Genomic DNA, 19,976 nt, shown 5'->3' on the forward strand with positions numbered 1-19,976 from the left:
GCGTTCAGAGCGCTCAATTCAGAATTATTGGAGAACGGTTCGTTCCATATGTTGCGGTGCAGCATCGCGCCTTGCCCCGGCGGCACAAATTGCCGCCTCGCGTGGCAGGCGTATGGTGCCCTCAGCGCTGCAAGGCAAGGGAGAGAGACATGGACTTCAATATTCCAAAGGACATCGCCGACTATCTGGTCGTGCTCGACAAATTCATTGAAGACGAGATCAAGCCCCTGCAGGCGCAGGACGACAACGAGCGCTTCTTCGATCACCGCCGCGAATGGGCGCGCACCGACTTCGAAAACGAAGGCCTGCCGCGTCCTGAATGGGAACAGCTGCTGCGCGAAGCCAAGAAGCGCGCCGACAAGGCCGGCCACCTTCGCTATGCGCTCCCGAAAGAGTTCGGCGGCCAGGATGGCACCAACCTCGGCATGGCGATCATCCGCGAGCATTTTGCCCGCCAGGGTCTCGGTCTGCACAACGACCTCCAGAACGAGCACTCGATCGTCGGCAACTTCCCGCAGATACTGATGCTCCGCGACTTTGCGCGCCCGGACCAGAAGCACCTCGCCGCCGCTGCGCTCGAAGGCAAGTTCATCGCCTGCTTCGGTCTTACCGAGCCGCATCACGGCTCCGACGCCACGCACATGGAAACCCGCGCCGTAAGGACGAAAAAGGACGGCAAGGATGGCTGGCTGATCAACGGCGAGAAGATGTGGATCACCGGCATGCACGTAGCCACGCACATCATGCTGTTCTGCCGCACCAGCGGCAAGGACGGCGACGCGAAGGGCATCACCTGCCTGATCATCCCGGCACGTGACCCCGGCGTGATCATCGAAGAATACATGTGGACTTTCAACATGCCGACGGACCACCCGCGCCTCACCATCAAGGATGTATGGGTGCCGGAAGACGCCGTATTCGGCCCGCCGGAAGGTGGCCTCGCCCTGGCTCAGCACTTCGTGCACGAGAACCGCATTCGACAGGCGGCCTCTTCCTGCGGCGCCGCGATCTACTGTATCAACGAGAGTGTGAAGTACGCCAACGAGCGCAAGCCCTTTGGCAAGCCGCTGTCGACCAACCAGGCGATCCAGTTCCCGCTGGTGGAACTCGCCACTCAGGCCGAGATGCTCCGCCTGCTGATCTTCAAGACGGCATGGGAAATGGACCAGATGTCGAAACCGGAAGTGGCCATCCGGCTCTCGGACAAGGTCTCAATGTGCAACTACTACGCAAACCGCCTCGTCTGCGAAGCCGCAGACCGCGCAATGCAGGTGCACGGCGGTATCGGCTATTCCCGCCACAAGCCGTTCGAGCACATCTATCGCCATCACCGCCGCTACCGGATCACCGAAGGCTCGGAGGAGATCCAGATCCGGAAAGTTGCCGGTCATCTTTTCGGCTTCATGGGCCCGAACAAACATGGCCAGCCGAAGGGCGAAACCGGCAAGGATGGCAAGAGCGTGGAGCCGACGGACTTCGCCGTCCGTTAGGCCGCCAGCGCCGCAACGAGCAGAAAGCCTCCGTGCGGTGCACGGAGGCTTTTTGTTGTCAGTCGATCACATAGCGCACGGGCAGGGTTTTCAGTCCCGAGACGAAATTCGCCCGCGTATTCTTCGGATCGCCGGCGAGCTCGATGGATTTAAGGCGCGGCAACAGTTCGGCGAACAGGGCGCGGATTTCCATTCGGGCGAGATGCATGCCAAGGCAAAGGTGCACGCCGTGCCCGAACGCTACCTGCTTCTTCACGTCCCGGTCGACGCGGAACTCGAAGGGCTGGTCGAAAATGTCCTCGTCGCGGTTGCCCGACCAGTAGAACAACGCCAGGCCATCACCCTTACGGATCGTCTTGCCGCGCAGCTCATAGTCCTGCGTCGCCGTGCGCATGAAATGCTTTACCGGGGTAACCCACCGGATCATCTCTTCCACCGCGTTCGGAAGGAGCGACAGGTCATTCTTCAACTTCTGCATTTGGTCCGGCCGACGGATCAGTTCCAAGAGGCCGCCGGAGGCAGTTGAACTCGTCGTGTCGTGACCGGCTGTTGCGACGATGATGTAATAGCTCATTGCTTCGCGCTCACCGATCGGCACGCCGTCGATCCTGCCATTGGCGATCACGCTCGCAAGATCATCCGTAGGCTGCGCACGTCGCGCTTCGGTGATCGCGCCGAAATAGGCGAACAGTTCCTGTGCCGTCTGCAACAGGTTCACGCCCTGGTCGCTCGTCACCGAATTTCCGTCTTCGGCAATATTGTCGCTCTCGGCCGCCACATCCGGATCGCCCGGCCCGAAGATTTCCTGCGTCATCTTCATGATGAACTTCTCATCCGACCGGGGAATGCCAAGGATCGAGTTGATCACGCGCAGCGGATACCAGAGCGCCACTTCCTTCACGAAGTCGCACTCGCCGCCAAGGCTCGCCATATGGTCCACATGTTCCTTGGCGAGGCCGGCAATCCGTTCCTCCAGCTTGCGCAGGTTCGGCGGCATGAACCAGCCCTGCGTCAGCGCGCGCAGCTTGATGTGCTGCGGATCGTCAAGGTCCACCAGCGTACGGAAGAGATGGCTGTCGCCGGTCATCGACAGGATCCACTCCTCGCCCGCCTTGGGGCTCAGATAAGTGCGCGCACTGTTGATGAAAATCGGATGCTGGCGTTCGATTTCGAGTATGTCGGCGAGCTTCGTCACCGACCAGAAGGGGCGGAAGCCGTCCGGCTCGGTCCAGTGCAGGGGGTCTTCATGGCGCAGCTTCGTATAGACGCCGTGGATCTCTTCCGTGGCATAGAGTTCCGGATTGACGATCTCGTCATCCAGCCGCCCGCGCTTGAAGCCTTCAAACAGCGACGGCGAACCATCTTCGGCCATGTGTCTCTCCTCCCGTTGAATTCTTCTGCACAACTGAAGAGGCGCACGGCGGCGGCGTCAAGCGCTGAGAATGGGGCGCCCGATCAAAGCTTCGCAAACTCCGCCGTGAAATGGCGCATCATCGGGGGTTCCTTGATGATACGCATTCCTTGCAGGCTGTTCTTTGCGGCGGCGACTTCCTCCAGGACTTCGACCACATAGTCCGCATGGCTCTGCGTATAGACGCGCCGCGGCATGGCGAGCCGGACGAGGTCCATTGCACCAGGCGCCTCAGTGCCATCCGGCTTGCGGCCGAACATCACCGTGCCGATCTCGCAGGCGCGGATGCCGCCAGCTTCGTACATCGCGCAGGTCAGCGCCTGGCCAGGGTATTGCAACGGCGGGATGTGGGGCAGGAAGGCGCGCGCGTCGATGAAAACCGCATGCCCGCCCGCCGGCTTCACGACCGGAATGCCCATCGCGTCAAGGCGTTCGGCAATGTAGGAATTGCTTCGTACTCGGTAGCGAAGGTAGTCCTCGTCGATGATCTCCTTCAAGCCCTGCGCGATGGCGTCGAGGTCGCGGCCGGCTAGGCCGCCATAAGTCGGGAAGCCCTCGGTCTGGATCAGCAGCGTGCGAGCGCGTTCGGCGAGCGCATCATCGTTCAGCGCCAGCCAGCCGCCAATATTGGCGAAGGCATCCTTCTTGGCGCTCATCGTCATGCCGTCGGCTATGGCAAAGCAGTCGCGTACAATATCCTTGATCGGACGATCCTGCTGTCCTGGCTCGCGCAGCTTGATGAACCAGGCATTCTCAGCAAATCTGCAGCCATCGATATAGAACGGTTTGCGATGTGCTTTCGCGAGCGCTGCTGCGGCGCGGATGTTCTCGAGGCTGACAGGCTGGCCTCCGCCAGCATTGTTGGTGATGGTCATCATCACCGCCGGAATCCGGTGGCCCTGTTCCTCGAGCACGCTTTTCAGTGCCGCAAGGTCCATGTTTCCCTTGAATGGATGGTCGAGCGACGGCACGCGCCCCTCCGCAATCGGGATGTCCAGCGCCTCGGCGCCCATGGCCTCGATGTTGCCGCGCGTCGTGTCGAAATGCGTGTTGGATGGGATCAAGTCGCCTGTCTTCGCGATAAGTGTGAACAGGAGATGCTCCGCCGCGCGACCCTGATGCGCCGGGATGATGTGGCGGAAGTCCATCAGGTCCTTCACCGCTGCTTCGAACCTGTAGAAGCTCGGCGCGCCAGCATAGCTCTCGTCGCCAATCATCACGGCGCCCCACTGGGCGCTGCTCATGGCCGAGGTGCCGCTGTCAGTGAGCAGGTCGATGATCACATCGTCGGAATGCAACTTGAATAGATTGTAACCCGCCGCCTTCAGGAGGCGCTCGCGCTCGGCGCGCGTGGTCATCCGGATCGGCTCGACGGACTTGATGCGGAACGGTTCGATGATGGTCTTCATGGGTCACTCCTGGGCGTTACGTCCCTGAGTGAGAAGCGGTTTTGCCGCTCCGCGCACAGGAACCTCCTGCGCCGCGGTTGCCTCTCCGGTGTTCCGGAAGACGGCCGCGCTCAGCGCCTGTTGCGATGGCACGGCCATACCATGAGCCCGCGCCCGCTGCCAAGCGGGGCAGGCCGGGTTAACAGCGCATTCACCATCTTGGCGGAGTCTCCCGGCATTGAATCGAATGATCCTCCGAAGGACCCGGCCATGACCCTGCTTGAACGCGTGATCCGGAATCACCGCTGCCGCTCGACGCATCATTACATCGCGTTCGATGCGCTGTCCCTGATCTCCGGCGCCGAGGGCGAAGCTTGGAAGTCGCTCTTCCTGGTTCATCACGAGCATCTGCTGAAGGGCGCCAAGGCGCCGGATGCCGAGTTCAAGGATTTCAAGAACCATGTCCTGCACATCAGCGAAGGCGAGTGGGGCGGCGCGCGCGCAAAGGCAATGGAATGGTATGCGCGCGGCGTGGAGCTGCTGGCGAAGAAGCGCTGGAGCGAGGCTGCCTATGCGTTCGGCGTGCTCAGCCACTACTACGCCGATCCGATCCAGCCCTTCCACACCGGCCAGACTGAAGCCGAAGGCGTCATCCACCGCGCGGTGGAGTGGAGCATCGCGAAGTCGCGCGACGAGATCGACGCCCGCATCGCGGCCAACGGCTATCCAGAGATCAACGTGCCGGACAACATGGGCTTCGTCTCCGACATGGTCCGCGCCGGCGCCGAGCGCAGCCATGTCCACTACCAGACCTTCATCGACCACTATGACCTCGACGCAGGTGTCGCCGACCCGCCGGCCGGCCTCGATGAAACCATGCGCGCCGCAATTGCCGATCTCGTCGGCTATGCCACTGCTGGCTTCGCTTTGATCCTGTCACGCGGCATCGAAGAGGCTGCCGTCTCGCCGCCGAAGGTGAACCTGACGCTGCAGGGCTATATCGAGACGCTCGACATTCCGCTGCGCTGGGTCACGGCAAAGCTAGAGGACGCCGCCGACAAGCGCACGGTCGAGCGGATGTTTGCCGAGTTCCAGAAGACCGGGAAGGTCATCAAGACGCTACCCGATGACGACAAGGCGATCCGCGCGCTGCATGCGAAGGAAGTGCGCCGCATCCCGCTGAAGGTACTGAACGCTGAGGAGATCGCTCCGCTCGGCACGCTGAACGAGAACCGCCTTGCCACGGCGCCGGAGCCGGCAGTGGAGGCTGCAGCGCCGGTTGACGACGTGCCGCCGACGGAACTTGCCGAGATCCACCGCCGCGATCCGGTGAAAGTGCCCGCTCGCGGCCTTCTTGGCACGCGCAAGCGCATCGTACCGGAACCCGAACAGGAAGCTGTTGAAGCAGAAGGGGAAACCGCGCCTGAAGTGATGGCCGAAGAGCCGGAAGAACTCTTGCTCGACCAGCAGGTTCCGGCGCCGCCGCCTGCGCCCGGGGCCGAGCCCGAGGACGACCAGGCGCCCCGCCGCATGGCGTCCATCACGCGTGACGACCCGGTCGTCGAGGCGCCTTCCATCGGGCGCAAGACCGCCAAGCAACTTGCCAAGGCCGGCATCACCACCATCGGCGACCTGCTCGACTGTGATCCGGAAATGGTGGAACTGGAAATCAATGTCCGCCACATCACGGCCGATGCCATCCGCACCTGGCAGGCCCAGACAGAACTGATGATGGATGTGCCCGGCCTGCGCGTACACGATGCGCAGCTGCTCGTTGGAGCCGGTATCACCACGCGCGCGGATCTCGCCAGCGCCTCTGCTCACACCATCTTCGAACTCGCGATGGAATTCCTGTCGACACCGGAAGGCGAGCGCGTTCTGCGCGATGACCAAGTTCTGCACGAGGATGAAGTGGAAGAGTGGATCGAGATGGCGCAGTACGCCGCCTGAGCTACTCCGGCCGCGCAAGTCCGGCGGCCGCATACACTGCATCGATCAGCGCCATGTTGGCCACTGCATCTGCGCCGCCTGTCAGGGGCGGCGCACTTGTCTCCAGCACCCGGACGACATGCGCAAGCTGATGGTCGAACGTCGTCTCGCCCGGAACGGTGTAGCGTTTGATCGACAGGCCGCGGCGCAGCGTGATCGAATGACCGAGCGATGGGTGAAGGGGATTGCGCGCGACCAGCGTACCTTCCGATCCCTGGATCGCCAGAAGCGCCTTGTAGCGCTGACCCTCCGCCATGGAAGTGCGCACCAGCGCCGTGACGCCGCTGGCGAACTCCAGTTTGGCCGTGGTGGTGAGGTCTACGCCCTGCGGGCTCGCCTTCGACACGGCGGACACAACGCGGGGCTCGCTGCCTGCCACGGTGCGCGCCCAGTGCAGCGCGTAGCAGCCAAGGTCCATGAGCGCGCCGCCGCCCAGCCCCGGATCATGGCGCAGCTCGCCCGGCCGGTACCGGATCGCCACCGAAAACTCCGACCGGATCGCGCACAGCCGGCCGATGGCCCCAGACTGTACCTGCGCCAGCACTTCTTCAAACATCGGATGATGGCGGTAGTGAAAGGCCTCGATCAGCGGCAGGCCCGTGCGCGCCGATGCCTGCGCCATGGCGCGCGCTTCACCAGCGTTCATCGCGAACGGCTTCTCGCACAGCACAGCCTTGCCGGCCTCAAGCGCCCTGATGGACAAGTCCGCATGCCGGTTGGGTGGCAGGGCATTGTAGACAAGGTCGATGTCCGGCCGCGCGATTAGCGCTTCATAGCTGTCGGCGATCTCCGGAATGGCGTGGGTGTCCGCATAGGCGCGCGCACGGGCACGGTCGCGCGCCGCGACGCAGACGACTTCGCAGTCGTCCCGTTTGTTCACAGGTTTGATGAGTGCGATGGGCGCAATCTTTGCGGCCCCGAGAATGCCGATGCGGATCATCAAACCTCCTGATTTTGCGCGCTTCTGCGCGCAACATTACAGCAACCGTAAACAAATCTGCGCCGTCTGTTTACCCCAGCCTAACGCGGCTTAATCGCTTTCTTCATCCGGGGTGAAAAAAAGTTCACGCCGGTAAGATTCCGGAAACCACGCGCAGCGAAGTTGGGGGTGTCCCGAGGCCATTGATCCTAGGAGTGCCTTTGCCAATGATGATTGATCTGATAGCGCACATCGCTACATGCAATGGCCTCGCGGACACTGTTTCCAAGCGTGCGCTTGGCATCGTCCTGAACGGCGCTGAGCGCCAGGGCAGCCCGCTCGCTGAAGTCATGTTCAAGAAGGTTCCCGGCGCGCGCGTTCTCGCTGCGCGGACCGGCGACGAGATCGGCGCCCCGACGGGCGAGATCGCGCGCCTGATCGAACAGACCCCCGGCGGTCGCCGCCGCGTCGCCCTCTCCATGATTTCTGCACTCCAGGAAGCCGGTCTTGACCACAAGGCCATCGGCACGCTCCTGCCGTCCATCGGCAGCTGGATGCAATCCGTATACGGCATGAATGACTTTGGCCATTTGGGTGACCTGATTGGCCATGCGGGCGAGCCGTCCCGCAGAGAGGGGGTGCGCGCCGCATAACGCACTGGCCGTGCGAAGCGAAGCTGACGCTGCCTCAATCCCGACCCTTTGTGGTCATTCGCGTCGCCTCGAGTAACCGGGCCGCCCTCAGGGGCGGCCCTTTTCTTTTGCCTCGCCGCCCGCTAGAGGCGCTTGGCCCGTGAAGGAGACCGCCATGACCGACACACTCGTGATCCGCGCCGACGAAGCCATCGCGCTGCGCCTCGTCCAGGCCATCCGCGCCGATGCCGAAACGGTTTGCGCCCCCGATACAGTGGATCTGGTCTCCGTTACTTTCGACGTCGCCGCTTCCGGTGCCGACCCGGCCAGCCTCGCCTACAAGCCAAGGATCGACCGCAAGACCCGCACCATCCTCTTCACCGGCGGCGCTGCCGAAGGGGCGAAGGGCATCGTGATGACGGCCACAGCCGTTTACCGGATCACGCCGAAGGCCTAAGCTTCCGGCACACCAGCCCCCGGAGCCCTTATGCCGACAACCCTTATCACCGGTGCCAATCGCGGCATCGGCCTCGCCCTCGTCCGCGAATTCCAGTCGAAGGGCCATACCGTCATCGCGACCGCGCGCGATCCTTTGTCCGCGAAAGACCTGAAGGCCACCGGCGCAGAGTTGCACTCCCTCGACGTCGCCGACCCCGCCTCCATCAAGGCGCTCGCGGCCGGCCTCATGGGCCGGCCGTTAGACTTCCTCATCAACAATGCGGGCCTCGGTGACCGGGCGGATATCACCCGGCTCGACTATGACCGGTTCGAGGAAATCCTGCGCGTCAATACCATCGCCCCGATCCGCGTGCTGGATGCGCTGACGCCGAACCTCGCGGCCGGCAAGGCGAAAATCGCCGCGGCGCTCTCCAGCCAGCTCGGCTCAATCGAGAATACAGACATGGGCTTCGGCCTCGCCTACCGTGTCTCCAAGGCCGGCCTCAACATGGGCCTGCGCGCGGCTGCGTGTTCGCTGGCGGACCAAGGGATCACGCTACTCGCGTTGCATCCCGGCTGGGTGAAGACCGACATGGGCGGCGACGGCGCGCCGGTCGAGCCCGCCGACAGCGCGGCCGGTCTCTACAAGGTCATCACCGGTTCCAAGCCGTCGAAAGCGCTGCGCTTCTACGATTTCGAAGGCAAGACGCTGCCCTGGTAGCGCCTATTCGGCAGCGGGCAGCATCCGGTCACGCTCACGCATCGGCGGCGGATCGTAGGGATCGTCCTGCGGCGGCGGTGTAAACCGCTTGGCCAGTTCGAGTCTGCCATTGACCAGCCGATAGGCTTGCAGCGGAAGTTCGGCAGGGCGCTTGAAGCTGCCCACTAGGTCCGGTGCCCAGGCCGGCGTGTTGCGCACAATAATGAACAACCGGCGCGCCCAGTTGCCAATCCGGTTGGGGGCAAGCAGCCATGCCGGCGTTACCAGGAGGATCATCATCGTGGAGAAGCCGAGGCCGAACACGACCGCCGTTGCCAGCTGCACCCACCATTCGGAGCTTGCGCCGCCGAAGTTCAATGCACCCTCGGCAAAGTTCACGTTCATCTGGATCATCATCGGGAACAGGCCGAACATTGTCGTGCCCGTCGTCAGCAGGATCGGTCGGATACGCTGCGCCGCCGTGGCAACGGCCGCGTCTTCGGCTGTCCGGCCGTCTTCGCGCAGCCGGTTGAATGTGTCGATCAGGATGATGTTGTTGTTCACCACAACGCCAGCGAGAGCGACAATCCCGGTGCCGATCATCAGGATACTGACATAGGGCAGCAGCAGGTTGATGCCGACTAGAACACCGGCTGTCGACAGGATCACGGCCGACAGGGTCAGCGCGACCTGCCAGAAGTTGTTGAACTGCCAGAGCAGGATTACGGCCATCATGAACAGCGCGGCAAGCGAAGCGCCGACAAAGAACGCGCCGGCTTCCGCCGTGTCTTCGTCCGCGCCTTCGAAGCGCACTTCCACGCCGGCGGGAACGTCCGCTTCGGCCAGGAAGGTCTTCAGCTCTGCGACAATTGCGCCGCCGGTGCCCTGTTCGCGGGCATTGCCGCGCACGTCGATGACGCGCTTTGCTTCGCGCCGTTCGATCTGGCTCACCCGGGGCGCGGCCTCGCGCGTTACGAACAGTGACAGCGGCACGTTGCCTTGCGGCGTGGAGATTTTCAGTGCGTCGATGGCCGAGGCCGAGCGTTCGTCCTGAGGGAAGCGGACGCGGATGTCGACTTCCTCGTTCGCATCATCCGGGCGGAAACGTCCGACGAGCACGCCATTGGTAACGAGTTGCACGGCCGCGCCAATCTGGGCGACGTCTACACCGAACTTGCCGGCTTCCGCGCGGTCCACGGTGAGTTGGTACTCGACGCCGGGCAGGGGGCGGGAGTCGTCGATCTCGATCACATCGTCGCGCGATTCAAGCCAGTTGCGGATCAGCGTCGCGGTGCGGTCGAGTTCAGCGGAATCTTCGCCAAGCAGCGCGACCTGAACGTCCTTGCCGCCGGGCGGGCCTTGTTCACGCGACTGGATTTCGAAACGCATTGCCGGAACCGCCGCGAGCCGGGCACGCACTTCTTCCAGCGTCTCGCGGGCGTTGAAGTCGCCGTCCGATGTTGTGTTGAGGTCCAGAAGGATCTGGCCGATCGTGTCGCGCGGGATGCCGCCAACGCCGTCAAAGCTGAAGCCGGACGAGGACAAGCCGGTGCGGGTTGAAATCGCTGTGATGCCGCGAATGTCCGAGATCGCTTCTTCCGCTGCGCTGACATACGTCGCCTTCTCGTCCGCCGACAGCGCGCCCTGCGCCTGTACGAAGACGAAGGCCTGTTCCGGCTCGATATCGAGGAAGAACTCGGTCTTGTGCTGTTCGGAGCCAAACCACCAGAAAATCGCAAAGACGGTCGCCAGCACGGCGCCCGTCGTCAGAAGCGGGCGCTTGATGGTCGCGCTCACCAGCTTCACATAGCCGCCGGTGAAGCCCTTCGCCCTGCGCGGGTCACCATTGGCGGCCAGCGCGGCCAGGTTTTCGTCCGTGCCCTCAGTCGAGCGGCCGCCGAGCACGCTGCCCAGTACGGGCAGGAAGATCAGCGCCACGGCGAGCGAGGCGGTCAGAACGAAGATCAGCGTGATCGGCAGGTAGGCCATGAACTTGCCGGGCATCGAGTTCCAGAACAGGAACGGGACGAAAGCCGCCAGCGTCGTCAGCGTGGACGATACGATAGGCCAGAACATCCGCTTGCCGGCGAGTGCGTAGGCCTCTTTGCGGTGCATGCCTTCGGCCATCTTCCGGTCGGCATATTCGGTCACCACGATGCCGCCATCCACCAAGATGCCGACTGCGATGACCATGCCGAACATCACCATCATGTTGATCGTGTAGCCAAACGCGCCCAGCATCAGGAACGCGATCATGAAGGTTGCCGGGATCGAGATGCCCACCAGCATGGCAGAGCGCCAGCCGAGCGAGGCCACCACGATGATCATCACAAGGAGGATCGCCGTCATGATCGAGCTTTCCAGCTGACCCAGTTGGTCGCCGATCATTTCCGACATGTCGGACGTGATCTTCGCGCGCACCGTCGTCGGCCATTTCTGGCTCTCGTCTTCGACGATGGCGTTCACATTGTTAGCGGTGTCGAGGATGTTCGCGCCGGTGCGCTTCACCACTTCGATCAGCAGCGCCTGTTCGCCGTTGAATGTCGCGTGGCCGGTCGCGTCCTTGAACGTGCGGCGCACTTCGGCGACATCGCCCAGCGTCACGACGGCATCTTCGGTCCGCTTGATCGGAAGGCTGAGCGCATCGGCGCCGGTGCGGATGATGCCCGGAACCTTGACGGCAAAACTGCCCTGTCCGGTATCAATAAGACCCGCCGGGATCAGCTGGTTGTTCGAACTGACGACCGCGTAGATCTCCTGGTAGGAGATATTGTATTCCTCGAGCTTCACCGGATCGATGATGATCTCGAGCAGGTCATCGCGCTTGCCCTGCACGCGCGCTTCCAGCACGCCGGGGTCGGCTTCGATCCGCTCTTTCAGGTCTTCGGCAATCCGGGCGAGGCCGCGCTCGGGCGCATCGCCATAGATGTTGACCACCAGCACGGGAAACTGCGCCGCGTTGAACTCTGAAACAATCGGCTCGCGTGCGTCGGCGGGGAAATAGCGTTTCGCCATGTCCACCTTGTCTTTGACGTCGAGCACGGCCTGGTCGACATCCACGTCGATCTCGAATTCAAGAACCAGCTGTGCGGCGCCTTCGCCGGCAAACGAGCTGAAGGTCTTCAGGCCTTCGAGCGACTGAATCTCCTGTTCAATCGGGCGCACCAGCAGCCGTTCGGAATCTTCCGGCGTCACGCCGGCCAGCGGCACCGTGATCGCCACGAAGGGGATCGGTATGTCCGGATCTGCTTCCTTCGGGATGCTGATATAGGTCATCAGGCCCGCAATGAGCGAGCAGACCAGAATGGCAATCACCATTCTGGAGCGGCCGATAGCGCCGTCAATCAGGCCGTTCATGGCCGGGCTCCACCTTGCGCCACAGGACGCACTTTCACACCGTCATTCAGATAGTCCTGACCGATGGCGACGAGCGTGGACTGCTCCGGCAGACCGGTCACCCACGCGCCATCCGGCGTTTCATCAATTACGCGGATCGGTGCAAATGATACAGTGTTGTCGGCCTGCACAAGGCGTACGCCGAGTTGTCCGGCATCGGACAATGTCAGCAGCGAGCGCGCGACCAGCGTGGCCGGCAATTCGCCCGCGGGCACGTTCAGCGTGGCCGAGACACCGGCCGCAACGGGCGCGTCGCCGGCGACGAGTTCGGCCTCGATGGGGAATGTGCGCGTCTGCGGGCTGGCTGTGCGGGCGACATAGCGCAGCTTGGCCGGGAACGTGCGGCCATCGGCGAGCAGTGCATTGGCCATCATGCCGGGCTTCAGGAGCCCGGCTTCGGCTTCCGTCACTTCGGCGGACACGATGACCGGGCTCAGGTCTACAAGCAGGCCGCAGGGCGAGCCGGGGCTCAGATAGTCGCCGGCTTCCGCGAGGCGCTGTTCAAAGATGCCGTCGAACGGCGCACGGATCTGCGTGCGGCCAAGTTCGACCTTTGCGGAGTTCACGGCAGCTTCCGCCGCATCGAGCGTGGCGCGGGCTGCGGCTTCACGGTTCGCCGGGGCCAGACCTTTGGCGGCGAGCGAGGCGGCGGCTTCGAAGTCGACCTTCGCCGCATTGCGATTGGCTTCGGCTTCTTTCACGCGGGCGCTGCGGGCTTCCACATCCACGCCGCAGAGCAGGGTGCCCTGTTTGACGAAATTGCCTTCGCGCACCGGCGTGGAGATCACAGTCCCGGCGGTGCCGGACTTAACCGTCACGGACTTGTCGGGGGCGGTGCGCCCCTTGGCACGCACCGTCAGGGAATGGGGCTGGCTCTGCGCCGTGACGACGATGGCATCCGGCGCCGGGGCGGGCCCTTCGGCTGCCGCAGGCGCCACCTCCGACCCGATGCTTCCGCGCATCAGGCTCCGGACTCCAAAGTAGCTTACGATGACAGCCAGGATAACGGCTGCGATCAGGACGGAACGGTTCACGGACGGGATCTTTCCTGGGAGGACGGGGGACAAGATAGTGCTTAGTGACGCGAGAGTCATCTTTCGCGCCCGCAATATTTATCCCGCCAGCCCTTTCCGCCCAGCAAAGATCCGGCGAAACTTGGTTAATCGAACCCCGTCACGCCTTCAGGAAAGGTCTAAAAAGCCGCCGTCACGCAGCGGAAACCGGCGGTTTACGGTCCGCCCAGGGCCGCGCCGCTTCCAGCTCCAGCGCCAGCTCGAACAGCAGTGCGTCATCGCCCCGCTTGCCGGAGAACATCGCCCCGATGGGCAGGCCCGAGGGCGACCAGGCCAGCGGCACGCTCATGGACGCAGCCCCGGCCACGTTCATCGGAGAGGTATAGGCGACGAAGCGCAGCACGCTCTCCATCACCTTGTCGAAGTCCCCGTCTGGTGCCTGTTCGCCGATTGGCACAGCCGGGCTCCCGGTTACCGGCGACAGGATCACGTCCAGCGAGTCGAAAAAGCTCGCATACTGAGCCTCGAAGCCCTGCAGGTAGGTGATCGTGTCCGGCACCTCGCCGATCCGTTTCACCGCCATACCGGCGAGGCCCAGTGTCCAGGGCTCGACGATCTCCGGCCCCACCGGCTTGCCGGAGAAAGCCGCCACCTGTTGCGCGAACATGCCTGCGCCCGCCGCCCAATAGAGAATGAAGGCGTCCGTGAACTTCGGCCCGTCCATCGGGAACGTATAGTCGACCACCGTATGTCCGAGGTCGCGGCAGAGCTGCGCCACGTCTTCCATTGCCGTGCGCGTCTCCGCCGCCAGCGCTGTTCCGCCGATGGGCTCCGGCGCGTACCCGATCCGCAAGCGGCGCGTCAGCGGCTGGATATCTCCCAGTAGCGGATAGGTGCCGTCATTGGCCTCCGCCGCGCGGAACAGTGCAATGGAATCGCGCACGCTCAGTGTCACGGCATGGTTTACCGATATCTGGATTGGCGGCGCCGCGCCCGGCTCGCTATAGGGCAGGCGGTCACGTGAGGGCTTCAGCCCAAACACGCCGCACGTCGAGGCCGGAATGCGGATCGAGCCGCCGCCGTCACTCGCATGCGCAAACGGCACCACCCGCGCGGCGACCAGTGCCGCCGCTCCGCCGGACGATCCGCCCGGAATGCGTGTCAGGTCCCAGGGATTGTGCGTCGGCCCGTTGGACAAGGGCTCGGTCGAGGAAATCAGCCCGGCCTCCGGCGTTGCCGACTTGCCAAGCGAGACAATCCCGGCGCCGCGCCATCTGCTCGCGAACGGATTGTCCGTCGTCGCCATGTGCCCGGCGAGGCCTCGGCTGCCCGCCAGGGTCGGTGCGCCCTTCCAGTCGATCAGGTCCTTGATGAAGCTCGGTACACCCGCAAGCGCGCCGGAGAGCAATCCTGCCGCGTCTGACCGGGCAATCTCGAATGTCTCCGAAACGATGCCGTTGATCTGCGGCTCCACCGCCTTGGCGCGCGTGATGGCCGCCTCGACCTGCTCCAGCGCCGTGGTCTCGCCGGCGGCAATGCCCGCCGCCATCGCCACTCCGTCCGCATAGGCCGGCACGGTGCGCGCCGGCGCCGCGTCTTCCTTCGGCGTTCTTGGCGCGCAGGCGGCCAGCGCTACGGTTGCCGCACTGCCGGCCAGCATGGCGCGGCGGGATAGTTTCAGCATGGTCGATCCTCCCCGGATTCTGTTGCGTCGCATCGTGGCGCTCCGCATCGAGGGGCGCAAGGCCTCGTGCACGCCGGCAACGTCAGCCTTGACGGTATTGAGAAGGCAGGCGCACCGTCTGACCGGGGAGACATCCCATGCATCCAATGAATCCTCGGCGGCGGCTTCCTTGGCACGCTCGTTGGCGCAGCCTTCCTGCTTTGGCTGGATGGCATGGCGCCGGATGTGGTCACGCCCAATCTCCTACGCCCAGCCATCGGCGCTGCGGCAGGCTTGCTGCTCGCGGGGGGCGGCTCGCGGCCGATAGCAAAATCTGTTTTCACAAGGCGATAACCCCATCGATTCCCGCGCCGGGATAAGGCAGAGAGCCTGCATGCAGGATGACAACACCTCCGCCACAGACCGCGCTGACAAGATGCTCGTCGCCCTCGGCCACTTCGGCAGCCGCGCCGCCGCGCAGGCCGCCATTGCTGCCGGCCTCGTCACGTCAGATGGCAAGGTCATTGCCAAGTCCTCCGAAACGCTTTCGCGCGATGCGGTCATCCGGTCCGAAGCCGCTCACCCTTATGTCTCGCGCGGCGGCCTGAAGCTCGCCCGCGCGCTGGACGTGTTCAGCGTCAATCCGGCAGGCCTGACCTGCCTCGATCTCGGCGCCTCCACCGGCGGCTTCACTGATGTGCTGTTGCGGCGCGGCGCGGCGCACGTCACCTGCGTCGATGTCGGCCATGGCCAGCTGCACGAGAAAATCGCCGCCGATCCGCGCGTGATCTCGCACGAGCGTCTGAACGCCAAGGCCCTGACACAGGCGCATCTCGCCGCGCCGCCCCAGCTGATCGTCGGTGATCTGAGCTTCGTCTCGCTGGCAAAAGTTCTGGACACGCCGCTCGCGCTCGCCGCGCCTCAGGCGACGCTCATCGCGCTCTTCAAGCCGCAATTCGAAGTCGGCCCGGAAAACGTCGGCAAGGGCGGCCTGGTCACCAGTGATGAAGCAACAGAAGTCGCGCTGGGCGGCTTCCTGAACTATCTCATGTCCAAAGACTGGCGCATCGAGGCGCCCCAGCCGAGCCCCATTCCCGGCGGCGATGGCAACCGGGAATGGCTGGTCTGCGCAAGGCGGGTCTAGTAGCTGTAAGGCTCGTCCGTATACCCGTCCTGCACGCGCCACTCGCGAGTGCGCTCATCATAGCAGGCCGTCACGGGATCACGCTGGATGTCGCCATCCGGCAGCCGCGTCTCGCGATGGATCACGCGGCAGTCGCGCGCCGGTTCCTGGTAGACAGGCTCGTCGCGATAGTCCGGGTACGAAGGATAGGACGGCTGCGAGGCATAGCCCGACGGGTATTGCTGCGCCGGGTATCCGCCCCGGCCCATAACTTCCGGTCCGCCATAGAGGCCGTCCGTCGTGCGGGGGATCGAGCCCTGTCCTGCCGAGGAATAACTGTATGGCGCATAGGCCACCTGACATTCCGGCCCGCTGTCCTTGCCGATCGAGTTGCCGGCCACGCCGCCAACCAGAGCGCCTAGTACAGCGCCCACGGCCACGTTGCCGGATTCGCTGCGCCCCTCGCGGTAGCTGCCCACGGGATAGCCCCGGCGGTTGTACTTCGTGTAGGTGCGGTCGTTCTCGATATTGTTGCCGATCGCGCCGCCGATCAGGGCGCCGGCCAGCGCGCCTACCACGGTGCCCGCTGCTGAATCGTCCGACTTCTGCCGCTCGCACTGCACATTGCGTACGCCCGGGTCGCTGTAGGGATACCCGTACTGGGCATGCGCCTGCATCGGCAGAGCCAGCGCCATCAGACCAAGGCTGCCCGCAGCAATCGTAAGCTTCAACATCACCACATCTCCTTCGGCGCCAAACGGGATTCGCCTTTGTTGCCCGGCAATCTGCGTCTGCCAACCTGAACGGAGCCTGAAGACTGGACGCGCCCGGATACGGCCTACATATTCCTTTCATGGGATTGATCGACCGCGCCGCCCGCACCGCAAGCCGCGCCCGCTATGCGGCCGGGCAGGGCCTGCGCTCGGCCTGGTATGCCGCGCAAATGCAGGCCGCGCGCAGCCGCTCCGGCGGGTTTGACCGCCCCGGCGAGCCCGAATTTCGCCCCACCCGCGGCCGCCCGGACCTTGCCGAACTGCGCAAGGCTTACCTGCGCCTCTTTGTGCAGGACCGCGCCAATGTCGAAGCCGGCCTCTACCCCCCGCCGGATGACCTGAACGTCGCAGCCCTGCCAAAGGCTCTGAAATCCGCGCAGGCTTTCCAACGCGATTCCGCCGACGTGAACCGCCGCCGCCTCGCGCGAGACGGCACCGAAGTGCGCGCGCAGGTGCCCGATGGCACAAACCGCTACCCGGCCTACTACCTGCAGAACTTCCACTACCAATCCGGCGGCTGGTTCACCGAAGACAGCGCCGAACTCTACGACACGCAGGTCGAGGCCCTCTTCTCCGGCACGGCCGATACGATGCGCCGCGCCGCCCTCGCCGAAATCAGCCGCGAGCTGAAAGGCAAGGATCAGCGTACCCAGCGGCTGCTGGATGTCGCCTGCGGAAATGGCCGCTTCCTCGAGAAGGTTCTGGGCGTCTATCCGAAACTGCGCGCCACCGGTCTCGACCTCTCGCCGACCTACACAGACGCTGCCCGCGCGCGCCTTGCGCCCTGGCGCAATGCCGAGATCATCCATGATGCGGCTGAGGCGATGCCGCTGGAGGCTGCCTCGCAGGATATCGCCGTCTCGATCTTCCTGTTCCATGAGCTGCCGCCGAAGGTGCGCCCCAAGGTCCTTGCAGAGATATTCCGTGTACTGAAGCCCGGCGGCGCCTTCATACTCGCCGATAGTGTGCAGTTCGGCGACTATCCTTCGATGGACGGCCTCCTCGAATACTTCCCCCATGGGTTCCACGAGCCTTACTATAAAGGCTATCTCGGCTGGAACCTGACAGAAGCCCTTGAGTCACAAGGCTTTGTTAAGGAAGGCGAACGTCTGGCCTTTCTCACAAAAGTCACAGTCTGGCGCCGCCCGTTGGGGTGAGGGCGCTCCGGTTTCAAGATTAAAGTTGCTTCATATTCTGTGCTCTGATGGTCACAGGCAGCGCACGAAAACTGTGCATTGCTGCTTGTACATGTGGCAGACGGCAGCGGGATTGCTACTTGAGCAGCGCGCTCAATGCGCAGAGTACGGAGAAAAAAAGCATATGAAACTTGCACTCGTTTCCCTCGCCGCCATCCTCGCTGCCCCGATCGCTGTTGCCCAGGGCAATGTCGAACTCAGCGGTGGCTACACGCAGTTCGACACGGACGGCGCTGAAGTCGGCGCACTGACCGGTCGCGGCACCTATTTCTTCAACCGCTACCTCGGCGTCGAGGGTGAAGGCTCGATCGGCATCGACGATGCACAGGTCGGCCCGGCAACCGTCGAACTCGACCACTCGCTCGGCGCTTTCGGCGTCGTGCGCGCCCCGGTCGCTGAGCGTCTGGAGCTCTTCGGTCGCCTCGGCTACCAGACTTCGGAAATCAGCGCTGATGTCCCCGGACTCGGCGGCGCCTCGACTGACGTTGACGGCGTTGCATACGGCGTCGGCGGCAAATTCTACCTGACCGAACGTTTCGGCATCCGTGCGGATGTTGCACGCTTCGAAGGTGACGACGAAGAAGCCGACGTCCTCTCCATCGGCGGCGTGTTCCGCTTCTGATAATCCGTTCGCGGATTTGAACCTGAGGGCCCCTGTGCAGAATGCACGGGGGCTCTTTTATTTCAGCGCCCCGTCTGGCCCCTGTGGCGCAGCTTCGCGTCCGCCAGCACACACGCCATCATCGCTTCGGCGACTGGCACCGCGCGGATACCCACGCAGGGATCATGCCGCCCGACGGTCCGTACGTCGACTTCAGCGCCGTCCCGCGTGACCGAGCGCACTTCGTTGAGGATCGACGAGGTCGGCTTGATCGCGATACGGACGACCACGTCCTGCCCGGTCGAGATGCCGCCGGCCACGCCGCCATTGTTGTTCTTCAGGAAGGTCGGGCCGTCATTGCCGGCGCGCATCTCGTCGGCATTTTCCTCGCCGCTCATCGAGGCGGCTGCAAAGCCCGCGCCGATCTCAATGCCCTTCACCGCATTGATGCTCATCATCGCGCCGGCGAGTTCCGCGTCGAGTTTGCCATACACTGGCGCGCCCCAACCGGCCGGTATGCCGGACGCATGGACTTCGACAATCGCGCCCGCCGACGAGCCGGCCTTGCGCGTCTGATCCAGAAAGGCTTCCCACTGCGCCGCCATGTTGGCGTCCGGGCACCAGAAAGGATTGTTCTGCGTCTCGTTCCAGTCCCAGCTTTCCGGATCAATCATGTGCGGCCCGATCTGCACCACCGCCCCGCGGATCACGACCGCCTCGCCGAGCACCCGCCGCGCCACCGCGCCGGCCGCCACGCGCGCTGCCGTCTCGCGCGCCGAGCTACGCCCGCCGCCGCGATAGTCTCGCACGCCATACTTTGCGTCATAGGCATAATCTGCATGGCCGGGGCGATAGCGGTCGCGGATCTCACGGTAATCCTTGCTGCGCTGGTCGGTATTCTCGATCATCAGACTGATCGGTGTGCCGGTCGTTACCGGCCCACCCGTGCGCTCATCCTCGAACACGCCGGAGAGGATCTTCACGAGATCTGCTTCCTGGCGCTGCGTCACAAAGCGGGACGTGCCGGGCCGGCGCTTGTCGAGGAAGCCCTGTATCCAGCCTTCGTCCAGCGTCAGTCCCGGCGGGCACCCGTCCACCACACAGCCCAGGGCCGGGCCATGGCTCTCGCCCCAGGTTGTGACACGAAAAAGATGGCCAAACGTGTTATGCGACATGTGACAGCCTGCGCCCTCGCGGTTCTGCTCCGCCTCCTATATGAAATCGCCAGCCTGACAAACCGCGAA

16 protein-coding genes are annotated in these 19,976 nt (G+C 63.9%); 8 read left to right on the top strand and 8 right to left on the bottom strand.

All coding sequences use genetic code 11. From position 1 onward, the window contains the following. Positions 1–149: 149 nt before the first annotated feature. Complete coding sequence (locus Q0C17_RS10455; RefSeq protein ID WP_291205522.1) at positions 150–1,490, top strand: acyl-CoA dehydrogenase family protein; 1,341 nt, start codon at positions 150–152, stop codon at positions 1,488–1,490. 58 nt (positions 1,491–1,548) lie between these two features. On the opposite strand, the gene Q0C17_RS10460 is transcribed toward Q0C17_RS10455, so the two are convergent. After that, positions 1,549–2,862 (bottom strand): cytochrome P450, encoded by a 1,314-nt coding sequence (locus Q0C17_RS10460; protein ID WP_291205525.1) that lies wholly within the window; start codon positions 2,860–2,862, stop codon positions 1,549–1,551. An 83-nt stretch (positions 2,863–2,945) separates the two neighbouring features. Continuing rightward, positions 2,946–4,310, bottom strand: coding sequence for a tryptophanase (locus tag Q0C17_RS10465; protein WP_291205528.1), 1,365 nt, complete (start codon positions 4,308–4,310; stop codon positions 2,946–2,948). Positions 4,311–4,559: 249 nt separating this feature from the next. Between Q0C17_RS10465 and Q0C17_RS10470 the strand changes: the two genes are divergently transcribed. After that, positions 4,560–6,239: a DUF4332 domain-containing protein gene (locus Q0C17_RS10470; protein ID WP_291205531.1), complete on the top strand. Its 1,680-nt coding sequence runs from the start codon at positions 4,560–4,562 to the stop codon at positions 6,237–6,239. 1 nt (position 6,240) lies between these two features. Here Q0C17_RS10470 and Q0C17_RS10475 read toward each other — a convergent pair whose 3' ends face one another. Beyond that, positions 6,241–7,218 (bottom strand): Gfo/Idh/MocA family oxidoreductase, encoded by a 978-nt coding sequence (locus tag Q0C17_RS10475; RefSeq protein WP_291205534.1) that lies wholly within the window; start codon positions 7,216–7,218, stop codon positions 6,241–6,243. A 206-nt stretch (positions 7,219–7,424) separates the two neighbouring features. Here Q0C17_RS10475 and Q0C17_RS10480 point away from each other — a divergent pair, with 206 nt between their 5' ends. The 3 genes from Q0C17_RS10480 to Q0C17_RS10490 all read left to right on the top strand — a co-directional run bounded on the left by Q0C17_RS10480 (position 7,425) and on the right by Q0C17_RS10490 (position 8,988). Then, complete coding sequence (locus Q0C17_RS10480; protein ID WP_291205537.1) at positions 7,425–7,850, top strand: hypothetical protein; 426 nt, start codon at positions 7,425–7,427, stop codon at positions 7,848–7,850. 154 nt (positions 7,851–8,004) lie between these two features. Further along, positions 8,005–8,286 carry a hypothetical protein gene (locus Q0C17_RS10485; protein ID WP_291205540.1) on the top strand — a complete coding sequence of 94 codons (282 nt, stop codon included), beginning with the start codon at positions 8,005–8,007 and terminating at the stop codon, positions 8,284–8,286. Between the two features lie 30 nt (positions 8,287–8,316). After that, on the top strand, positions 8,317–8,988 hold the full coding sequence (locus tag Q0C17_RS10490) for an SDR family oxidoreductase (RefSeq protein ID WP_291205543.1): 672 nt from the start codon (positions 8,317–8,319) through the stop codon (positions 8,986–8,988). A 3-nt stretch (positions 8,989–8,991) separates the two neighbouring features. On the opposite strand, the gene Q0C17_RS10495 is transcribed toward Q0C17_RS10490, so the two are convergent. From Q0C17_RS10495 to Q0C17_RS10505, 3 genes are all read right to left on the bottom strand, one after another. After that, entirely contained in the window at positions 8,992–12,324 is a 3,333-nt protein-coding gene (locus Q0C17_RS10495; protein WP_291205546.1) for an efflux RND transporter permease subunit, read from the bottom strand. Next, on the bottom strand, positions 12,321–13,397 hold the full coding sequence (locus Q0C17_RS10500) for an efflux RND transporter periplasmic adaptor subunit (RefSeq protein WP_291205549.1): 1,077 nt from the start codon (positions 13,395–13,397) through the stop codon (positions 12,321–12,323). The genes Q0C17_RS10495 and Q0C17_RS10500 overlap by 4 nt, the downstream gene beginning before the upstream one ends. 172 nt (positions 13,398–13,569) lie before the next feature. After that, entirely contained in the window at positions 13,570–15,060 is a 1,491-nt protein-coding gene (locus Q0C17_RS10505; RefSeq protein ID WP_291205553.1) for an amidase, read from the bottom strand. Positions 15,061–15,433: 373 nt separating this feature from the next. Here Q0C17_RS10505 and Q0C17_RS10510 point away from each other — a divergent pair, with 373 nt between their 5' ends. Continuing rightward, positions 15,434–16,183, top strand: coding sequence for a TlyA family RNA methyltransferase (locus tag Q0C17_RS10510; RefSeq protein WP_291205555.1), 750 nt, complete (start codon positions 15,434–15,436; stop codon positions 16,181–16,183). Here the strand turns inward: Q0C17_RS10510 and Q0C17_RS10515 are convergent. Continuing rightward, complete coding sequence (locus Q0C17_RS10515) at positions 16,180–16,896, bottom strand: glycine zipper domain-containing protein (RefSeq protein WP_291205558.1); 717 nt, start codon at positions 16,894–16,896, stop codon at positions 16,180–16,182. The two genes, Q0C17_RS10510 and Q0C17_RS10515, sit on opposite strands and share 4 nt — an antisense overlap. 119 nt (positions 16,897–17,015) lie before the next feature. On the opposite strand from Q0C17_RS10515, the gene Q0C17_RS10520 reads away from it, so the two are divergent. Both Q0C17_RS10520 and Q0C17_RS10525 read left to right on the top strand, forming a co-directional pair. Then, positions 17,016–18,092, top strand: a complete 1,077-nt coding sequence (locus Q0C17_RS10520; protein ID WP_291205561.1) for a class I SAM-dependent methyltransferase — start codon at positions 17,016–17,018, stop codon at positions 18,090–18,092. A gap of 163 nt (positions 18,093–18,255) precedes the next feature. Further along, positions 18,256–18,753, top strand: coding sequence for a porin family protein (locus Q0C17_RS10525; protein WP_291205564.1), 498 nt, complete (start codon positions 18,256–18,258; stop codon positions 18,751–18,753). Positions 18,754–18,815: 62 nt separating this feature from the next. Here Q0C17_RS10525 and aroC read toward each other — a convergent pair whose 3' ends face one another. Next, positions 18,816–19,907, bottom strand: a complete 1,092-nt coding sequence (aroC, locus tag Q0C17_RS10530) for a chorismate synthase (protein ID WP_291205567.1) — start codon at positions 19,905–19,907, stop codon at positions 18,816–18,818. Positions 19,908–19,976: the final 69 nt, after the last annotated feature.

The organism is Hyphomonas sp. (genome assembly GCF_022844445.1).
GTDB lineage: Bacteria > Pseudomonadota > Alphaproteobacteria > Caulobacterales > Hyphomonadaceae > Hyphomonas.